The sequence below is a fragment of the Yersinia aleksiciae genome (genome assembly GCF_001047675.1).
Lineage (GTDB): Bacteria > Pseudomonadota > Gammaproteobacteria > Enterobacterales > Enterobacteriaceae > Yersinia > Yersinia aleksiciae.
In genome coordinates this window covers 2,016,961-2,034,139 of the sequence record NZ_CP011975.1, presented here as the reverse complement: position 1 = coordinate 2,034,139, position 17,179 = coordinate 2,016,961, and the positions used below count along the sequence as shown (strand labels likewise).

Here is a 17,179-nt window from a genome sequence, read left to right as displayed (position 1 = left end):
TCTCGGCAAACAATTCGGTGAAATAGTGCGAGCGGTCACAGGAAAGCAGCACAATGACAGGGGGAAGGAGTACAGTAACCTTATTTAGACAGTTCAAGCTCCTCCTCCGTGATTTCAGCAAAGCGTATAAAGGCGTTCTTACCGGTGCGTCCGTTGCAGCATATTCTGGATCACAAGGAACTCGCAGTTGCGCTGAACCTCGTTAAGAGTGAATTTAAACCCTATTGGTGTTCGAGGTATGGGTTTCTTCACCAACGAAATTTCATGCAAAAAAAGGACTTCCAGAGGATCCTTTCATGATCGTTTTCTTTACTTCAAAGATAGTAGTCTTTGATAATCAGGTTTTACCTTACGAACATGCTCGATACTCCCATCCGGATAAGTTATCACCATCCCGACTCCACGTTCCTCATCCCCCTCAAGCAACACTCCTTTTTCAGCATGAAATATCGGTTCTACAACTATCTTTTGAGTATTTTGAAGCCTGTAACGTCTGCTCCATTCTTCATAATCCGTATCGCCACCAAACAGCTCAATAGAGGTTTCATTAAACATTTTATTGATGATCGTTGTAGGGAAAAAATTGGTTTTTAAGTCGAGATTGCCTGTGGCCTCTTTCGCCCTTCCGGTACCGTAGCCGTCACTGAGTCCGTAATCATCAAAATCAAAGATATAACTGGATGCAATTACCTTTTTACCCTTCACCAGAGGATTGTCATCAGACAGCTTAAAGCTGACACGGAGGGAGTTAAGCTGCCACTGGCACGGACCACCGCCATCTATGGCGATACCGGTCTGCCAGATATCACTGTATCCCTGCCGAACAAAGGGCTGTGTAAAGCCATTGTATCCCCGTACCGGATAAGACTCATAATTTGAGTTGTAGCTTTTGTCCATACACTTGTCAGAACGGTACAGCACCTGCATCGGCATCAGTGTGGTGCCATCCGGCACTCTAAATAACACCGTTATATGGCGGGCATTTTCAGGCGGAGAAAGCGTCTGGTCTGTCTTGTCGCCACATCCATAAAGCAGTGCACTAAAGAGCACAAGCACTGACATTTTAGTTAGAAAGTTCAACTTCTTCCTCCGTTACCGCCGCAAAGCGGAGCAGGGCATTCTTCCCGGTCTCTTCTGCCTGCGTTCGTTGCAGTGCCACCGACAGCATGTGCTGCAGCGCCAGAAACTCTCGGTTGCGTTGAACCTCATCAGGATTACCCTGCCCGGCCGCACCGTTCTCAATCTCCCGACTGAACCGCTCCCGCATCGTTTTTCTGTTCATCGGAAGATCCGGGTCGGCCAGCTCCAGTACCTGATTATGGATATAGGGCAGGTAGCGGCTCGCCATCAAATGGTTAAGAGGTTTGCTGGCAAAACCGCCAGAGTTGGGGTTGGTATTCTTCGGGAAGCTTTTTTCCAGGCTGGTCGTATCCAGACACTGAATAAACTTAGCCTGGTGCTCACCTATCGCTTTCAGGCACTCATCATTCAGGGATGGCACCAGGAAGAGCTTCACCGCCAGATGATTGACATACGAAATTGTCACCGGAAAAGGGTCACTAGGATTGTATGTCGACCTCTTGCTTATCACGCACTGCTGCGCCTTGAAAAAGACCACTGTATTACCGTGATGCCAGTATGGGTCCCTTTTCAGCTTAATTCCCAGCTCCATTTCCATATTTCTCTGCCAGAGCAGCGGATAAATACCGGCTACGGACATCGCCAGCCAGTTAAATCCCAGCTTGTCGCCCAGCGGCCCCAACTTCTGATAGAACAGGCTGTCCATATCGGCTTCCAACGGCACCTGCGGTATGGTGTCGTTATCATTGACGTGACGGTAGTGGGTAATGTTGTTCAGACACTGAACGGCTGCACGGGTGAAGGTGCGCGGCATGCCGTAGGTATACAGCACCGGATGACTCTCTTTCATTTCGGCGGCATAGATCAGCGCCAAAGAGCCTCCTAGACTGTGGCCACAGACAAACAGTTTTTTCGTTCCTTGGGCTTCATAAATAGACGTCTTTACTTGCTGAAATACAGTCTCAAATCTCTGCTTCGCTAGTTCATAGGCTTCCAGAAAACCGCCGTGAATATTGCCCGCACCGGCAAGCTCCGGCAGACACTTTTTAGGCGCAAAAGAAGCATCCGTCAGCGCATTTAACAGGCTGTCCGTACCGCACCAGGCAACCAGCACGTGCGCACTGCACTCCACTGTAAACAGTCTGGTATCACCTTCCGATTGATCGCTATCTTTCGTGTTCAGGTACACCGGCGCAAGATAGCGATCGCGGAACGGCACATCCACTGCCAGCGTGTGGAAGTAATTAGGATATTCAGCAAACTGCGGGATAGCGGACAGATCCTGACATTTCTGCCGGAAAAAATAAGTGACGGTTTCGTTCTCTTTTTCGGCGGCATAGGCCAGATCCGCCATAATGCCGAGGTTAAGCCCGTTGGCAAGGTCGTATTCTTTGGTGTCATGCAGTGCCAGCACCCACGCCCGGAAGGGGCAGATCTCAATAATGTGCCGCTGGTCTAGCGCTTCCCGTACAACCTTAGTTCCTTTCAGCGAACGACCAGAAGGAAAGTGAAACTCTGGGGGTTCCGGCTCATCCCAGCCCGACATATCCGGCAGCCGGTCGCAGAGTTCGCCGATGGTCACATAGTGATGGGTGTGGCCGGCGGCCTCGGTTTTTTCCTGCACCTCAGAACGCCAGCTTTTGTCGCGCGTTTCCCGCCGGAAGGCGTTTTGACTTACCGGCTGGCTGTTCGGATTGCGTTTGATACCCAGCGGACGGGTTTCCATCTCGTCGGCCAGTTGCTGGGCGTCAGTTTTCACGCTGACCGTCACCCAGTACAGATCGTCGAACCGAACCAATCCCTGACTGTCGGTGACACCCGCGGGCGGATTCGGCGGCGGTGTGGGGTCGTACTGGTAGGAGCGCCTGTCCCACTGAGCAATCTCCTCCGCTGAAGCCAGCGGACGATACTCCAGCCTCACATTCAGCCCAGTTACGGGTGTGTTGTTCTCATCAACAAACTGCAATTCCAACCAGTATTTATGTTGATCTCCACGACAGTAAACGACTTTACCTTTGGGGTTTATGCTGGTTATGCAGGTGTTGTCACCTAAGGTTTCCATGCTAATTCCTTGCACTTGATGAGATTGTCCTTGGCAAAACACTCGATAAAACCGCCTCTGAGGCCCTCACTGCGATTTTCAGCCCTCGGGAATAAGATAGGTTGGAGTCACACAATGCAATGATTGGGTTCGCAGGGGCTGTTCACCTTAATGATACCGCTCTGTTTCCTCACGCATCATACATGAAGGATGACTTAACCCAAATTTCTCTAGTTTCAGGATGCTCATGGCGGTACAGCACCGGAACGCCCCACACTCATCTGCCCGTCATTCGCGAAGGATTGTGTCTCAAATACGGTGTCTGGCGATCGGTTTATTTCAATAAGAAAATCGTTGAACGGGCGGCTTAAGAATGATGCTTAGCGTACCGCGTCATCCCCGGCGGCAACAGGGAGCACCATGTAAGTGCCTGAAAAAACAGAACCCACATCTTCATCGCCAAATAATTTGACATCTAACTGCACTCTGGCACGGCGGCCACGGGCCAGTCGGTCCAGATCGCCACTCAGGGAACTCAACTCAGCAACGGCTCTGGGTCTGCCAGTCACTGGTGCACTGTAACGAATGTGGGCATCGACAAGAATAATGGTGCCACCTAAATGGCGCTCGCGCAGTAATAGCCAAATTAACCCCCAGCCAGTCAGTGTCGCCAGCGAGAACAGACTGCCAGCGAATAAGGTATGGTGCGGGTTTTGATTGCCCGCCTCCGGCATGGTGGTGACAAAACGCTGGCCGGTATATTGGCTGATGCGGACGCCCATTTTTTCACTGAGCGGAATATGGTCGTACCAAGCTTGCTGCAACTGACCACACCAGTCGGGCCGATGCAAAATGTCATCCATGGTCGCGACGGGTTTGATCATCAAGAAGTGGCGCACCGGTGTGGTTTGCGGAGCGGTTATCTCCCCTTGGCTGACAAAACCCAGTTTGGCAAAGAAATCGACCGCATCCTCACGGGCGCTACAGACCACCCGCTTCACCCCTTCCTGACGCGCCACCGACTCTAAGGTCATCGCCACCAGCGTTCCTAGCCCTTTATCACGGACTGAGGGATCAACAGCCAGAAAGCGAATAGCGGCCTCATTATCAGCATTAATATACAGCCGACCAATGGCGACGGGTTTCCCCTGTTCATCCACCACCATTTGGTGATGGGCCATTGCGTCGTAGGCGTCTTTTTCTGAACCCACCGGTTGGTGCAATGGCTTGCGTAACATCTCCCAACGGAATTGATAATAATCTTTGAGTTCTTGTTCTGTTATGGGCACACGCAAGTGGTACATAGGCACATTCTCTCTTTATAATTATCAATAAAATCTATGACATAACCCTCAATCCCTGTCGTCAGCCTTGGCAATATCCTGCCCCTAGACTTGTAACCAGAAAGTCACTGGACCCTCGTTTACCAGACTGACTTTCATGTCTGCTGCAAATAATCCCGTTTCAGTTTTTACACCACGCTCACGGCACTGAGCAACAAAATACTGATATAAGCGGTCAGCTTCTGCAGGTACTGCACCGCGGGAAAAGCTCGGTCTCATGCCCTTTTGGGTGTCGGCAACCAGTGTAAATTGCGAGACCACCAGCACGCTGCCGCCCGCTTGCTGGACATTGAGGTTCATTTTGTCGTTCTCATCGCCAAAAATCCGATACCCCAAAACCCGATCACATAAACGCTGCGCTTTTTGCTCGCTGTCCTCTTGTTCGACACCAAGTAAGATCAGCAGTCCGGGGCCAATCTCCCCGACAATCTTGCCGTCTACCACGACATTGGCGCTCAGCGCCCGTTGAATCAACGCAATCATAATGCCTTACATCTCCTGACTCTGGCTCTCTTCCCCCTTCGGTTTCTGGCGTAGCGCTCGATACTCGCCCAAGGTGACGGTAATTTCCGCCCCCAATAACACGATGCACCAGCTCCAGTAAACCCAGAGGAATAGGATTGGGATGACGGCCAGCACCCCGTAAATCAACTGATAAGAGGGGAACAGCGTGATATACATCGTGAACCCTTTCTTACCTAACTCGAACAGCAGTGCCGCGACCAATGCGCCGATCAGTGCGTCTCGGGCCGGCACCCGCACGGTGGGTACCACACTGTACAATAACCAAAAAGAGACCCAGGAGATCAATAGCGGAAACACCCGCAATATCTCATCGATCATGCTGTCGACCTGCGCATTTGCCAGCCATTGCAGTGACAGCAAATAGGAGCTGATCACCATACTGGCCCCCACCAGAATCGGCCCCAGTGTCAGCACCATCCAGTAGACCGCGAATGAAAACACCAGTGAACGCGGAGTTTTGCTGCGCCAGATCTGGTTAAGTACGCTGTCCACGGAGTAAATCAGCAGCAGCGCGGTGACAATCAAACCGCAAGTGCCGACGACTGTCATCCGATTGGAGTTCGCGACAAACTGCTCAAGATAGTTTTGGATGATGTCGCCAGTAGCAGGCATAAAATTGGAAAATATGAAGGCTTTCAATTTTATGCTGATATCGGCAAACATTGGGAAAGCAGCGAACAGAGCAAAAACCACGGTGATAAGTGGCACCAGCGAAAGCAATGATACATAGGCCAAATGCCCAGATAGCATCGTTAACCCGTCTTTATCAATTCGGGTGTAGAGCATTCGCCCAAAGGTGATACAGGGTTTTAGGGAGGCAGCTAAGCGAAAACGCAGAAATTTTGCCATGTTCGTCTCTCGGTCAACACGATCTGGCCCAGTTTTGGGCCAGCGTGACCACTAAGGCTAACCCATTAATGATTGGAGTAAGAACTTATCAGGAAAAATAAGTGGGAATGACATTTCGGTCAGTGACATGAATGGCGGTAATCCCTTCGATTCTGGCCGCGATGATATTCGCCTCGACATCATCGAAGAACACAGCCTGTTCCGCCGGAATATTTTCCGCATTCAGGACATGTTGATAGATTCTGGCTTCCGGCTTACGCATCCCCAAATCTTGGGACAGATACATGTGGTCAGCGGCAGCGGCAACTTCAGGGTAGTGTTGTGGCCAGTGATTACAGTGCAGGCGGTTCGTATTGGATAGCACCACCACCCGATGGCCGTCCTCGCGCAATTTATGCATAATCGCGATCACTTCTGGCCGTAACGCGACAAATACCGCCTGCCATCCTTCGGCAAACTGTTCAAAGCTGAGGGAGACGCCCATTTCATCACTGAGCTGACGAGCGAAGTCTTCATCACTGACTTCCCCACGCTCATGCTGCTGGAATACTTCGCCCATCGTAAAGCGCTCACTCAGTGTCGCCAGCGGGACACCGCTTAATTTGCTCCAGACACCCAACACGCGTTTAAAGTCGATATCAACAATCACATTCCCTAGATCAAAGATATACAGCATAGCGCTCTCCCAATTAGATGGTGAGTTTCACTGTAACGGGAAAAGGTAAAACTGAACAGAGAGAGGAAGAAAAAGGCAGGGCTCAGTCAGGAAAAATAATATTTTTACAGAAAAAATAGACCCAATAGATTTCGAGACGCAGCAAGGCGGTGAGTGAATGAATCCCGATGAGCTTACACACGTAAGTGATTCGGGTGAGTGAACGAAGCTAACGCAGCAGCAGCTTCAAGGACGAAGGGGGTTTTTGTCAGCCGTGGGAAGTATCCCCAAAGACATTGGAGTTGCGGCAAGGCAGCAAGTGAATGAATCCCGATGAGCTTACACACGTAAGTGATTCGGGTGAGTGAACGAAGCTAACGCAGCAGCAGCTTCAAGGACGAAGGGGTTTTTGTCAGCCGTGGGAAGTATCCCCAAAGACATTGGAGTTGCGGCAAGGCAGCAAGTGAATGAATCCCGATGAGCTTACACACGTAAGTGATTCGGGTGAGTGAACGAAGCTAACACAGCAGCAGCTTCAAGGACGAAGGGGATAAAGAACTCAGGGCGCCGTGAGCGCCCTAAGTATCAGCAGAACAAAGAAGAATTAACCTTCTTTAGGACCGCGACCTGCACGCTTACGATCGTTTTCCGTCAGGTGACGCTTACGGATACGGATTGATTGCGGGGTCACTTCAACCAATTCATCGTCATCGATGAATTCCAGAGCCTGTTCCAGTGTTTTCTTCAGGAAAGGAACCAGAGTGGTTGCTTCGTCAGTACCGGATGCACGCATGTTGGTCAATTGCTTACCGGTCAGGCAGTTTACAGTCAGGTCGTTAGAACGTGAGTGAATACCGATGATCTGGCCTTCATACACTTCTGTACCGTGACCGATGAACAGCTTGCCACGGTCTTGCAGTTTGTACAGTGCGAACGCAACTGCTTTACCCTGACCGTTAGAAACCAGTACGCCGTTTTGACGTTGGCCGATTTCGCCCGGACGCACATCATCATAGTGACTGAATGTGGAGTACAGCAGGCCAGTACCAGAAGTCATGGTCATGAATTCTGTACGGAAGCCAATCAGGCCACGGCTTGGGATCATGTAATCCAGACGAATACGACCTTTGCCGTCTGGGATCATGTCCTTAACGTCGCCTTTACGCTCACCCATGGCTTGCATCACTGCGCCCTGGTGCTGCTCTTCGATATCCAAAGTTACGCTTTCAAATGGTTCTTGATGGCGACCGTCGATAATACGGTTAATAACTTTAGGACGAGATACAGCCAGCTCGAAACCTTCGCGGCGCATGTTTTCGATCAGAACCGACAGGTGAAGTTCACCACGGCCTGATACGCGGAATGCGTCAGCATCTTCAGTTTCTTCAACACGCAGTGCTACGTTATGGATCAACTCTTTGTTCAGGCGGTCAAGGATTTGACGTGAAGTCACATACTTGCCTTCTTTACCACAGAACGGAGAGGTGTTAACGCAGAAATACATGGTTACGGTTGGTTCATCAACAGACAGCGGCGGCAATGCTTCAACCGCATTCACGTCACAGATAGTGTCAGAGATGTTCAACTCGCCCAGACCGGTGATAGCAACGATGTCGCCCGCTTCAGCCAGTGTGGTTTCGATACGTTCCAGACCCATATGGCCCAGCACTTTACCGACTTTACCGTTGCGAGTTTTGCCTTCGCTATCGATAACAGTCACTTGCTGGTTAGGCTTAACAACACCACGTTTGATACGACCGATGCCGATAACACCAACGTAGTTGTTGTAGTCCAACTGGGAGATTTGCATCTGCAATGGACCGGTGCTGTCTACGTCTGGCGCAGGCACATGGTCAACAATTGCTTGATACAGCGGGGTCATGTCCGGCGCCATATCATTGTGGTCTTCACCCGCAATACCCATCAATGCAGATGCATAGATGATAGGGAAGTCCAGTTGTTCGTCGGTTGCATCCAGGTTAACGAACAGGTCAAATACCTGATCCACAACCCAGTCAGGACGCGCGCCAGGACGGTCAACTTTGTTGATTACCACGATAGGTTTCAGACCATGAGCAAAGGCTTTTTTGGTCACGAAACGGGTCTGCGGCATCGGGCCATCCATTGCGTCGACGACCAGCAGCACAGAGTCAACCATAGACATTACACGCTCAACCTCACCACCGAAATCGGCGTGTCCTGGGGTATCCACGATGTTGATGCGGTAGTCTTTCCAGTTAATGGCGGTATTTTTCGCGAGGATGGTTATCCCACGCTCTTTCTCCAAATCGTTGGAGTCCATTACACGTTCAGTTGCTTCAGTACGTTCACCGAAAGTACCAGATTGTTGTAGCAACTTATCGACCAGGGTAGTTTTCCCATGGTCAACGTGCGCAATAATGGCGATGTTACGCAGATTCTCGATCACAGCTTTTTTGCCTCAGGCATTTAGAAATAGCGCGCTATTGTACACGTAATAAGCGAGGGACTAAACAAGATCACAAACTTCTCTTATAAACAACCTGACGGCGGTTAGTTTGTGATCCCTTTCACGGTGCAAAAATAGCCTCTCGGCCCACTTTTGCACCAACATAGTGCTCAACGGCGCAAATGAAGCACCAGAATAGTGCAATATAGCTATCCTGGTGCATACTGAATATCAGCAGACCCCTATGATATGGCATAAACGGGGGGTTTGGAAAGTTGGCATAGATTTCGCAATGTATTTTAGCATGAATGACTGAACATCATATACCCAAAGAAATTGGTGTTGCAGGTAGGCGGCAAGTGAATGAATCCCGATGAGCTTACTCTGGTAAGTGATTCGGGTGAGTGAGTGCAGCCAACACCCCTGCAACTTCAAGTTCGAAGGGGATAACACGGTAATCGTTCCACGACGACGACTATGACAAATCCAGGAGATATAAGTATGTCCGCTGAACATGTTTTGACGATGCTGAATGAGCACGAAGTGAAATTTGTTGATTTGCGTTTCACCGATACCAAAGGTAAAGAACAGCACATCACTATTCCAGCTCATCAAGTCAACGCTGACTTTTTCGAAGAAGGCAAAATGTTTGATGGCTCCTCGATTGGTGGCTGGAAAGGCATTAACGAATCCGACATGGTACTGATGCCAGACGCCAGCACCGCTGTTATGGACCCGTTCTTCGAAGACTCCACACTGATTATCCGTTGTGACATCCTTGAGCCAGGCACTCTGCAAGGCTATGACCGCGACCCGCGTTCTATCTCCAAGCGTGCAGAAGAGTTCCTGAAATCATCTGGTATCGCCGATACCGTGCTGTTCGGGCCTGAGCCAGAATTCTTCCTGTTCGACGACGTTCGTTTTGGTAGCAGCATCCGTGGTTCCCACGTCGCTATCGATGACATCGAAGGCGCATGGAACTCCAGCACTAAATACGAAGGCGGCAACAAAGGCCACCGTCCAGCAGTGAAAGGCGGTTACTTCCCAGTGCCTCCGGTCGACTCTTCACAGGACCTGCGTTCTACCATGTGTTTGACCATGGAAGAGATGGGTCTGGTGGTTGAAGCGCATCACCACGAAGTGGCAACAGCAGGTCAGAACGAAGTGGCTACTCGCTTCAATACCATGACCAAGAAAGCTGACGAAATTCAAATCTACAAATACGTGGTGCACAATGTGGCACACGCATTTGGTAAAACCGCGACCTTTATGCCAAAACCTATGTTTGGCGATAACGGCTCAGGTATGCATTGCCATATGTCTTTGTCCAAGAACGGGACTAACCTGTTCGCGGGTGACAAATACGCGGGCCTGTCTGAAATGGCGCTGTTCTACATCGGCGGCATCATCAAACATGCTAAAGCTATCAACGCTTTGGCTAACCCGACGACTAACTCCTACAAGCGCTTGGTCCCAGGCTACGAAGCACCTGTTATGTTGGCATACTCTGCCCGTAACCGTTCAGCTTCTATCCGTATCCCAGTGGTTGCTAGCCCGAAAGCGCGTCGTATTGAAGCTCGCTTCCCTGACCCAGCGGCTAACCCGTACCTGTGCTTCGCAGCACTGCTGATGGCTGGCCTTGATGGCATCATCAACAAAATTCACCCAGGTGATGCGATGGACAAAAACTTGTATGACTTGCCGCCAGAAGAAGAAGCAGAGATTCCAAAAGTGGCTGGTTCACTGGACGAAGCCATGGTTGCACTGAACGAAGACCGCGAGTTCTTGACCCGTGGCGGCGTGTTCACTGACGACGCTATCGATGCTTATATCGAGCTGCGTAAAGAAGAGATGGACCGCGTTCGTATGACTCCGCACCCAGTTGAGTTCGAACTGTATTACAGCGTTTAGTTTTTTTACCCAATAGATTTCAAGGTGTAGGAAGGCGGCTAGCGAGAGCAGCCAACACACCGACAACTTGAAAGATGACGGGTTGTTGCCGTGGAAACTTTTGGCCCATCTCAGGATGGGCTTTTTTCTCCACCATTCAAATAGCTAATAAATTATACCCAAAGTCATTGAGTCCGCAGATAGGCCGCGAATCTCAATAAAAAAGGTATTGATGCACCCAAAGTGTGCAGGAGTCTGCGTAATGGCAACAGGCACGCTGCCCGATGCTGGGCAGATCCTCAATTCCCTCATTAATAGTATTCTGCTATTAGATGACACTCTGGCAATTCATTATGCCAATCCCGCTGCACAACAACTGCTGGCGCAAAGCTCCCGTAAACTTTTTGGTACACCACTACCCGAATTATTAGGCTATTTTTCCCTGAATATCACCTTGATGCGGGAAAGTCTGGAGGCCGGGCAGGGTTTTACCGATAACGAAGTGACGTTAGTGGTTGATGGTCGCGCGCATATTTTGTCACTGACGGCACAAGCACTGCCGGAAGGTTTTATACTGCTGGAAATGGCTCCGATGGATAATCAGCGTCGGTTAAGCCAAGAGCAATTGCAGCATGCTCAACAAGTTGCCGCCCGTGATTTAGTGCGAGGGCTGGCCCACGAGATTAAGAACCCGTTGGGCGGCTTACGGGGTGCGGCGCAATTATTGTCAAAAGCACTGCCTGATCCGGCCTTGCTGGAATACACCAAAGTGATCATTGAGCAGGCTGACCGCTTGCGTAATTTGGTTGACCGTTTATTAGGCCCACAGCGGCCTGGCCAACATGTGACGCAAAGCATCCATCAGGTTGCTGAACGAGTCTGTCAGTTAGTCTCGCTGGAAAAGCCCGATAACGTGACGTTAATTCGCGACTATGATCCGAGTTTGCCTGAGCTGGCCCATGATCCAGACCAAATTGAACAAGTGCTGCTAAATATCACCCGCAATGCATTGCAAGCACTGGGTGAGGCCGGTGGCACCATTACGCTACGCACCCGAACCGCATTTCAGGTCACTCTCCATGGTATGCGCTACCGTTTGGCGGCGCGGATTGATATTGAAGATGATGGCCCCGGTATCCCCACGCAATTACAGGATACGGTGTTCTATCCGATGGTCAGTGGCCGCGAAGGGGGGACTGGCCTTGGCTTATCCATTGCCCGTAATCTTATCGATCAGCATTCGGGTAAAATTGAATTTAACAGTTGGCCGGGACACACCGAATTCTCGGTTTACCTGCCTATTCGCCAGTGAGGTTTCTATGCAACGAGGGATAGTCTGGATCGTCGATGACGATAGCTCCATCCGCTGGGTGCTCGAACGCGCACTGACTGGAGCAGGTCTAAGCTGCGCAACATTCGATAGCGGTAATCAGGTGTTGGATGCATTGGCGACGCAAACCCCAGATGTGTTGTTATCTGATATCCGGATGCCCGGCATGGATGGGTTAGCACTGCTTAAACAGATTAAGCAGCGTCATCCGATGCTTCCGGTCATCATAATGACGGCACATTCTGATTTAGATGCGGCGGTCAGCGCTTATCAGCAAGGGGCGTTTGATTATCTGCCCAAGCCCTTTGATATCGATGAAGCGGTCGCGCTAGTTGAGCGCGCGATCAGCCATTATCAGGAGCAGCAACAGCCACCACGTAGTCAGCCGGCCAGCGGCCCAACCGCCGATATCATCGGTGAAGCCCCAGCGATGCAGGACGTTTTCCGCATTATTGGCCGCTTGTCCCGCTCCTCGATCAGTGTGCTGATCAATGGTGAGTCGGGCACCGGTAAAGAGTTGGTGGCCCATGCTTTGCATCGCCATAGCCCGCGCGCTAAAGCGCCTTTTATCGCGCTGAATATGGCGGCAATTCCGAAGGATTTGATTGAGTCTGAGCTGTTCGGCCACGAGAAAGGCGCGTTTACCGGTGCCAATCAGGTGCGTCAGGGCCGCTTTGAGCAAGCCGATGGCGGCACACTGTTTTTAGATGAAATCGGTGATATGCCGTTGGATGTGCAAACTCGCCTACTACGTGTGCTGGCTGATGGTCAGTTCTATCGAGTCGGGGGCTATGCACCGGTCAAAGTGGATGTGCGCATTATCGCCGCGACCCACCAAAATCTGGAGCTGCGTGTTCAGGAGGGGAAATTCCGCGAGGACTTATTCCATCGCCTGAACGTAATTCGGGTGCATTTACCGCCGCTGCGTGAACGTCGTGAAGATATTCCGCGTTTGGCTCGCTACTTCTTGCAAGTGGCCGCCAAAGAGTTGGGGGTTGAAGCCAAGAATCTGCATCCAGAAACCGAAGTGGCGCTGACTCGCCTGCCTTGGCAGGGTAATGTGCGCCAACTGGAGAATACCTGTCGCTGGCTCACCGTGATGGCCGCGGGGCAGGAAGTGCTGGTGCAGGATCTCCCGTCTGAGCTGTTTGAAACCAGCACGCCGGATGCGACGGGTCAGCGAACGCCGGATAACTGGTCAACACTGCTGGCACAGTGGGCTGATCGCGCACTGCGTTCCGGTCATCAGGATCTGTTGTCTGAAGCACAGCCAGAGATGGAGCGGACGCTGTTAACCACCGCCTTGCGCCATACGCAAGGCCATAAACAGGAAGCCGCGCGCTTGCTGGGCTGGGGTCGCAATACCTTAACGCGGAAGCTGAAAGAGTTGGGAATGGAGTAGTTGGACTCATCATTCTGACGTGAAAGTCACCCTCAGCGATGAGGGTGACATCATCAGATCACGCGGGAGAACTGCTGCCTGCGCGCCTGTTTACGTAAATAGATATCGAAGCACATACAGATATTACGAATGAGTAAGCGCCCACGCGGCGTGACACGAAGGCCCTTTTCATCCCGCTCCACCAGCCCATCTTGTTCGAAGGGGGCCAGCAGCTCGAAATCTTCAGCAAAATAATCCGCGAAATGAATCCCATAATGCTGCTCAATCGGCTGATAACTGATTTGGAAATTACAAATCAGCGTTTTAATCACATCACGACGCAAGCAATCATCGTCGGTCATCGTCAAACCGCGCCACAGCGCATTGCCCCGTTGTTCCACGCAGGTGTAGTAGGTTTTCAGATCTTTTTCGTTCTGCGCGTAGCTGTCACCCAACATGCTGATCGCCGAAACCCCTAGCCCGAGTAAATCACTCTCACCTTGGGTGGTATAGCCTTGGAAATTACGGTGTAGTTTCCCTTCCCGCTGCGCCAACGCTAACTCATCATCTGGGCGAGCGAAGTGATCCATCCCAATAAACTGGTAACCGGATTCGGTGAGGAAGCTGATGGTGTGCTGCAAAATATCCAGCCGTTGCTCGGCGCTGGGTAGATCCGCATCTTTGATTTTGCGCTGCGCGGCAAACAGGCTAGGCAGGTGGGCGTAATTAAACACGCTCAGGCGATCAGGATTTAGCTCAGCGACTCGTTTGAGGGTAAAAGCAAAGCTTTCCGGTGTTTGCTTGGGCAAACCATATATCAAGTCAATATTGGTGGAGTTAAAACCGAGGGCTTTCGCGCGCGCAATCAGGGCGAAGATAAAATCTTCATCTTGCTCACGGTTAACCAGCCGTTGAACCTCTTTATTGAAATCCTGCACCCCCATGCTCAGGCGGTTAAAGCCCTCAGCACGCAGATGATCGAGCACATCCAGTTCAATTTCCCGTGGGTCCACTTCAATTGACTGCTCTGCACCGGGCAGAAAATCAAAGTTTTCACGCAGCAAATTCATCAGGTGGGTAATTTGCGTTTTATTCAGGTAGGTGGGCGTACCGCCACCCCAGTGCATCTGGCTGACCTGACGCCCCGCGAACAACACCGCACGCTGGCGGATCTCTTTTTCCAAGACCGTCAGATATTCATCAGCCTTATGTTGCTGACGCGTCACCAGCTTATTGCAGCCGCAGAAGTAGCACAGCTTATGGCAAAACGGAATGTGCACATACAGCGATAAAGGCCGCTGCGGGTAGCGCTTCACCGCCTGCTGAAAAGCCGCTTCGTTATAATCTTCACTGAACTCAAGGGCGGTGGGGTACGAGGTGTAGCGCGGCCCTGAATAATTATATTTTTGAATCAGGGACAGATCCCAAACTATAGCGTGCTCAGACATGTTCATTCCTTCCGATATTTGCGCCTACCGGGCCGGTTAGAGGGCAGATGTTTTCGTTGTCTGGCCGCAGTAGCGCTGCGCAACCGTGATCGTCGTTGCGACAGCCGCCATAGTTTACCCAATAACCACAATAGATAACATGTCAATAGTAGGGCTATTGTTGGGATAACCCACTGCATCACTTAAAATGCGTCTTTTGGATTACCGCCCTTCAGTAATTTCAAAATGTCTTCCGGCTTCTCTTCTTTCTCTTCGTCATCTTCATCGTCGCCCAATTCAATACCCAACTGCTCCATCAGGGCATCAATGCGGTCCAATGTCAGATCAACGTAAGCCTGATCTTCTTTGCTTAATACTTCGTCGTTATCCAGGCGATCCAGCAATGCATCCAGACGCTCATCGTTTTCCAACTTGGAAAGCTCTTCTTCCGGCGTCAGACGTGGCTTGGCTTCGACTTTGACCACCGGTTTAGTGGTTGGCTTGGCCTTAACGTTGCTCTCCACCACCAGCGGTACAGGCACCTTACTGCCGAAGCGCGGATCTTTCTCTTGCGCTGGGGTCTGGCCCTTCTTATTGGTGCCTTCAACGTTGCTTCTCGCACCGGAGCGATTGCCGCTGTGTTTTTTCTGGCGTTTACGTTCGCGAGCTTCAATATCCAGCTCTACACGGGTCTTTTTAATGCGCTTTGGCGTTGCAGTGCCTTTTGGGGCTGCGCGTGGTGCTTTAGTTGGCTGCTTCATAACCTGTGCTCTTAAATGAGTATGGGATTGGATTGAGTATATACCCGTCATCTTAAAATTTATTGGGTATAGGTTTGGGCCGGAATCTAGCAGAAAGCAGAGAAAGAAAAAAGGCGGCAGATTAACCTGTCGCCTTTTTTCGCACCTTCTGCCGAAGGATATCCTTACAGCGCACTCCCTGCACTTACATAACGTCCCAGTTTCTCCCTCCTGCAATACGCCATCCTTACTGTCCCTTCAGCCCTGAAAGCGACTCACCCAGCGCTCCGGCCTGTGTCCCTGAACATCCTTTTACATTAGCTCCGTTTATCGTCCCTGGCTCACCGCATATCCATTACGTTCCTTAAGCATAGGTCACTCATCCTAAGTGATTTTGCTCCCTGCTAGCACATCCAGCACTATTGGTAATACAAACAGTCATTTGTTTTTATTCAAAAAAATAAATATAAAAACATATTATCTGTTAATCATATTAGCTGACTTTAATGAAGTTTTTCTTAACAATCGCTCAATGATAGGCTTTTAATTTTCTCGACAATGACCGCCAACTCACAAAAATGGCAATTTTTTGGGAAAGCACAGAATAGAGCAGTCAAAGATAAACCCCCTTTTTTCGTCCTGATGCAGTTATAATCGCCCGATGTAAGCTATCTCTCACGGAGACGACAAATTTTGACTATCAGAAACTATAACTACCACATGACTCATTTCGTCATCAGTGCTCCGGATATCCGCCATCTGCCACGCGATGAAGGTATTGAGGTGGCATTTGCTGGCCGCTCTAATGCCGGTAAATCTAGCGCACTCAATACGTTAACTAATCAGAAAAGTCTGGCCAGAACCAGTAAAACCCCAGGCCGTACCCAGCTGATTAACTTGTTTGAAGTGGTCGATGGCGTACGCTTGGTTGACTTACCGGGCTATGGTTATGCCGAAGTCCCAGAAGAGATGAAACTCAAGTGGCAACGTGCGTTGGGTGAGTATTTGCAGAAGCGTAACTGTCTGAAAGGATTGGTTGTGTTGATGGATATTCGTCATCCACTGAAAGATTTAGATCAGCAGATGATTACTTGGGCTGTGGCTGTCGGCACGCCAGTGATGTTGTTACTGACCAAAGCCGATAAGTTGGCATCAGGCGCTCGCAAGGCCCAATTGAATATGGTGCGGGAAGCGATTATTCCCTTTATGGGCGATATTCAGGTTGAAGCTTTCTCATCATTGAAAAAGATTGGTGTCGATAAATTGCGGGAAAAATTGGATACCTGGTTCAGTGAGATCCCACCAGAAGTGATGATTGATGATTATGACGAGCATGATGATCAAGGTGAGTAATTAATCCCACCCAAAACGTTGAGCGGCGGGGAGAATAGGCAAACCGTTAAGACGCCACCTGTTTATTTATAAAACTCGCCATCTCTATCGGCTAGAGCCGCGCCAGCCCGGCGCGGACGCTTTACTCTTTCGCCTAT

The 17,179-nt window shown here is 50.5% G+C and carries 13 protein-coding genes; 4 read left to right on the top strand and 9 right to left on the bottom strand.

The window, feature by feature from the left end:
* Positions 1 to 309 precede the first annotated feature (309 nt).
* The 7 genes from ACZ76_RS19550 to typA form a co-directional block, all read right to left on the bottom strand.
* Positions 310 to 1,080, bottom strand: coding sequence for a hypothetical protein (locus ACZ76_RS19550; RefSeq protein ID WP_235428190.1), 771 nt, complete (start codon positions 1,078 to 1,080; stop codon positions 310 to 312).
* Positions 1,064 to 3,142, bottom strand: a complete 2,079-nt coding sequence (locus ACZ76_RS09225) for a lipase family protein (protein WP_048618688.1) — start codon at positions 3,140 to 3,142, stop codon at positions 1,064 to 1,066. Before ACZ76_RS09225 ends, ACZ76_RS19550 begins: the two co-directional genes overlap by 17 nt.
* 359 nt (positions 3,143 to 3,501) lie before the next feature.
* The gene (gene fabY / locus ACZ76_RS09220) at positions 3,502 to 4,425 is read right to left on the bottom strand and encodes a fatty acid biosynthesis protein FabY (RefSeq protein ID WP_048618687.1); all 924 of its coding nucleotides are present in this window, start codon (positions 4,423 to 4,425) and stop codon (positions 3,502 to 3,504) included.
* 84 nt (positions 4,426 to 4,509) lie between these two features.
* On the bottom strand, positions 4,510 to 4,947 hold the full coding sequence (dtd, locus tag ACZ76_RS09215; protein ID WP_048618686.1) for a D-aminoacyl-tRNA deacylase: 438 nt from the start codon (positions 4,945 to 4,947) through the stop codon (positions 4,510 to 4,512).
* A 6-nt stretch (positions 4,948 to 4,953) separates the two neighbouring features.
* Positions 4,954 to 5,838 (bottom strand): virulence factor BrkB family protein, encoded by an 885-nt coding sequence (locus ACZ76_RS09210; protein ID WP_048618685.1) that lies wholly within the window; start codon positions 5,836 to 5,838, stop codon positions 4,954 to 4,956.
* Between the two features lie 88 nt (positions 5,839 to 5,926).
* Positions 5,927 to 6,514, bottom strand: coding sequence for a glucose-1-phosphatase (yihX, locus tag ACZ76_RS09205; protein ID WP_048618684.1), 588 nt, complete (start codon positions 6,512 to 6,514; stop codon positions 5,927 to 5,929).
* A 583-nt stretch (positions 6,515 to 7,097) separates the two neighbouring features.
* Complete coding sequence (gene typA, locus ACZ76_RS09200; RefSeq protein ID WP_048618683.1) at positions 7,098 to 8,921, bottom strand: ribosome-dependent GTPase TypA; 1,824 nt, start codon at positions 8,919 to 8,921, stop codon at positions 7,098 to 7,100.
* 501 nt (positions 8,922 to 9,422) lie between these two features.
* Between typA and glnA the strand changes: the two genes are divergently transcribed.
* The 3 genes from glnA to glnG all read left to right on the top strand — a co-directional run bounded on the left by glnA (position 9,423) and on the right by glnG (position 13,543).
* The gene (gene glnA, locus ACZ76_RS09195; protein ID WP_048618682.1) at positions 9,423 to 10,832 is read left to right on the top strand and encodes a glutamate--ammonia ligase; all 1,410 of its coding nucleotides are present in this window, start codon (positions 9,423 to 9,425) and stop codon (positions 10,830 to 10,832) included.
* 241 nt (positions 10,833 to 11,073) lie between these two features.
* Complete coding sequence (glnL, locus tag ACZ76_RS09190; RefSeq protein ID WP_048618681.1) at positions 11,074 to 12,123, top strand: nitrogen regulation protein NR(II); 1,050 nt, start codon at positions 11,074 to 11,076, stop codon at positions 12,121 to 12,123.
* 7 nt (positions 12,124 to 12,130) lie between these two features.
* Positions 12,131 to 13,543 (top strand): nitrogen regulation protein NR(I), encoded by a 1,413-nt coding sequence (gene glnG, locus ACZ76_RS09185; RefSeq protein ID WP_048618680.1) that lies wholly within the window; start codon positions 12,131 to 12,133, stop codon positions 13,541 to 13,543.
* A gap of 53 nt (positions 13,544 to 13,596) precedes the next feature.
* Here the strand turns inward: glnG and hemN are convergent, their stop codons facing one another.
* Both hemN and yihI read right to left on the bottom strand, forming a co-directional pair.
* Positions 13,597 to 14,970 carry an oxygen-independent coproporphyrinogen III oxidase gene (gene hemN, locus ACZ76_RS09180; RefSeq protein WP_048618679.1) on the bottom strand — a complete coding sequence of 458 codons (1,374 nt, stop codon included), beginning with the start codon at positions 14,968 to 14,970 and terminating at the stop codon, positions 13,597 to 13,599.
* A gap of 182 nt (positions 14,971 to 15,152) precedes the next feature.
* The gene (gene yihI / locus ACZ76_RS09175; RefSeq protein WP_048618678.1) at positions 15,153 to 15,710 is read right to left on the bottom strand and encodes a Der GTPase-activating protein YihI; all 558 of its coding nucleotides are present in this window, start codon (positions 15,708 to 15,710) and stop codon (positions 15,153 to 15,155) included.
* Positions 15,711 to 16,382: 672 nt separating this feature from the next.
* On the opposite strand from yihI, the gene yihA reads away from it, so the two are divergent.
* Positions 16,383 to 17,042 (top strand): ribosome biogenesis GTP-binding protein YihA/YsxC, encoded by a 660-nt coding sequence (yihA, locus tag ACZ76_RS09170; RefSeq protein WP_048618677.1) that lies wholly within the window; start codon positions 16,383 to 16,385, stop codon positions 17,040 to 17,042.
* Positions 17,043 to 17,179 lie beyond the last annotated feature (137 nt).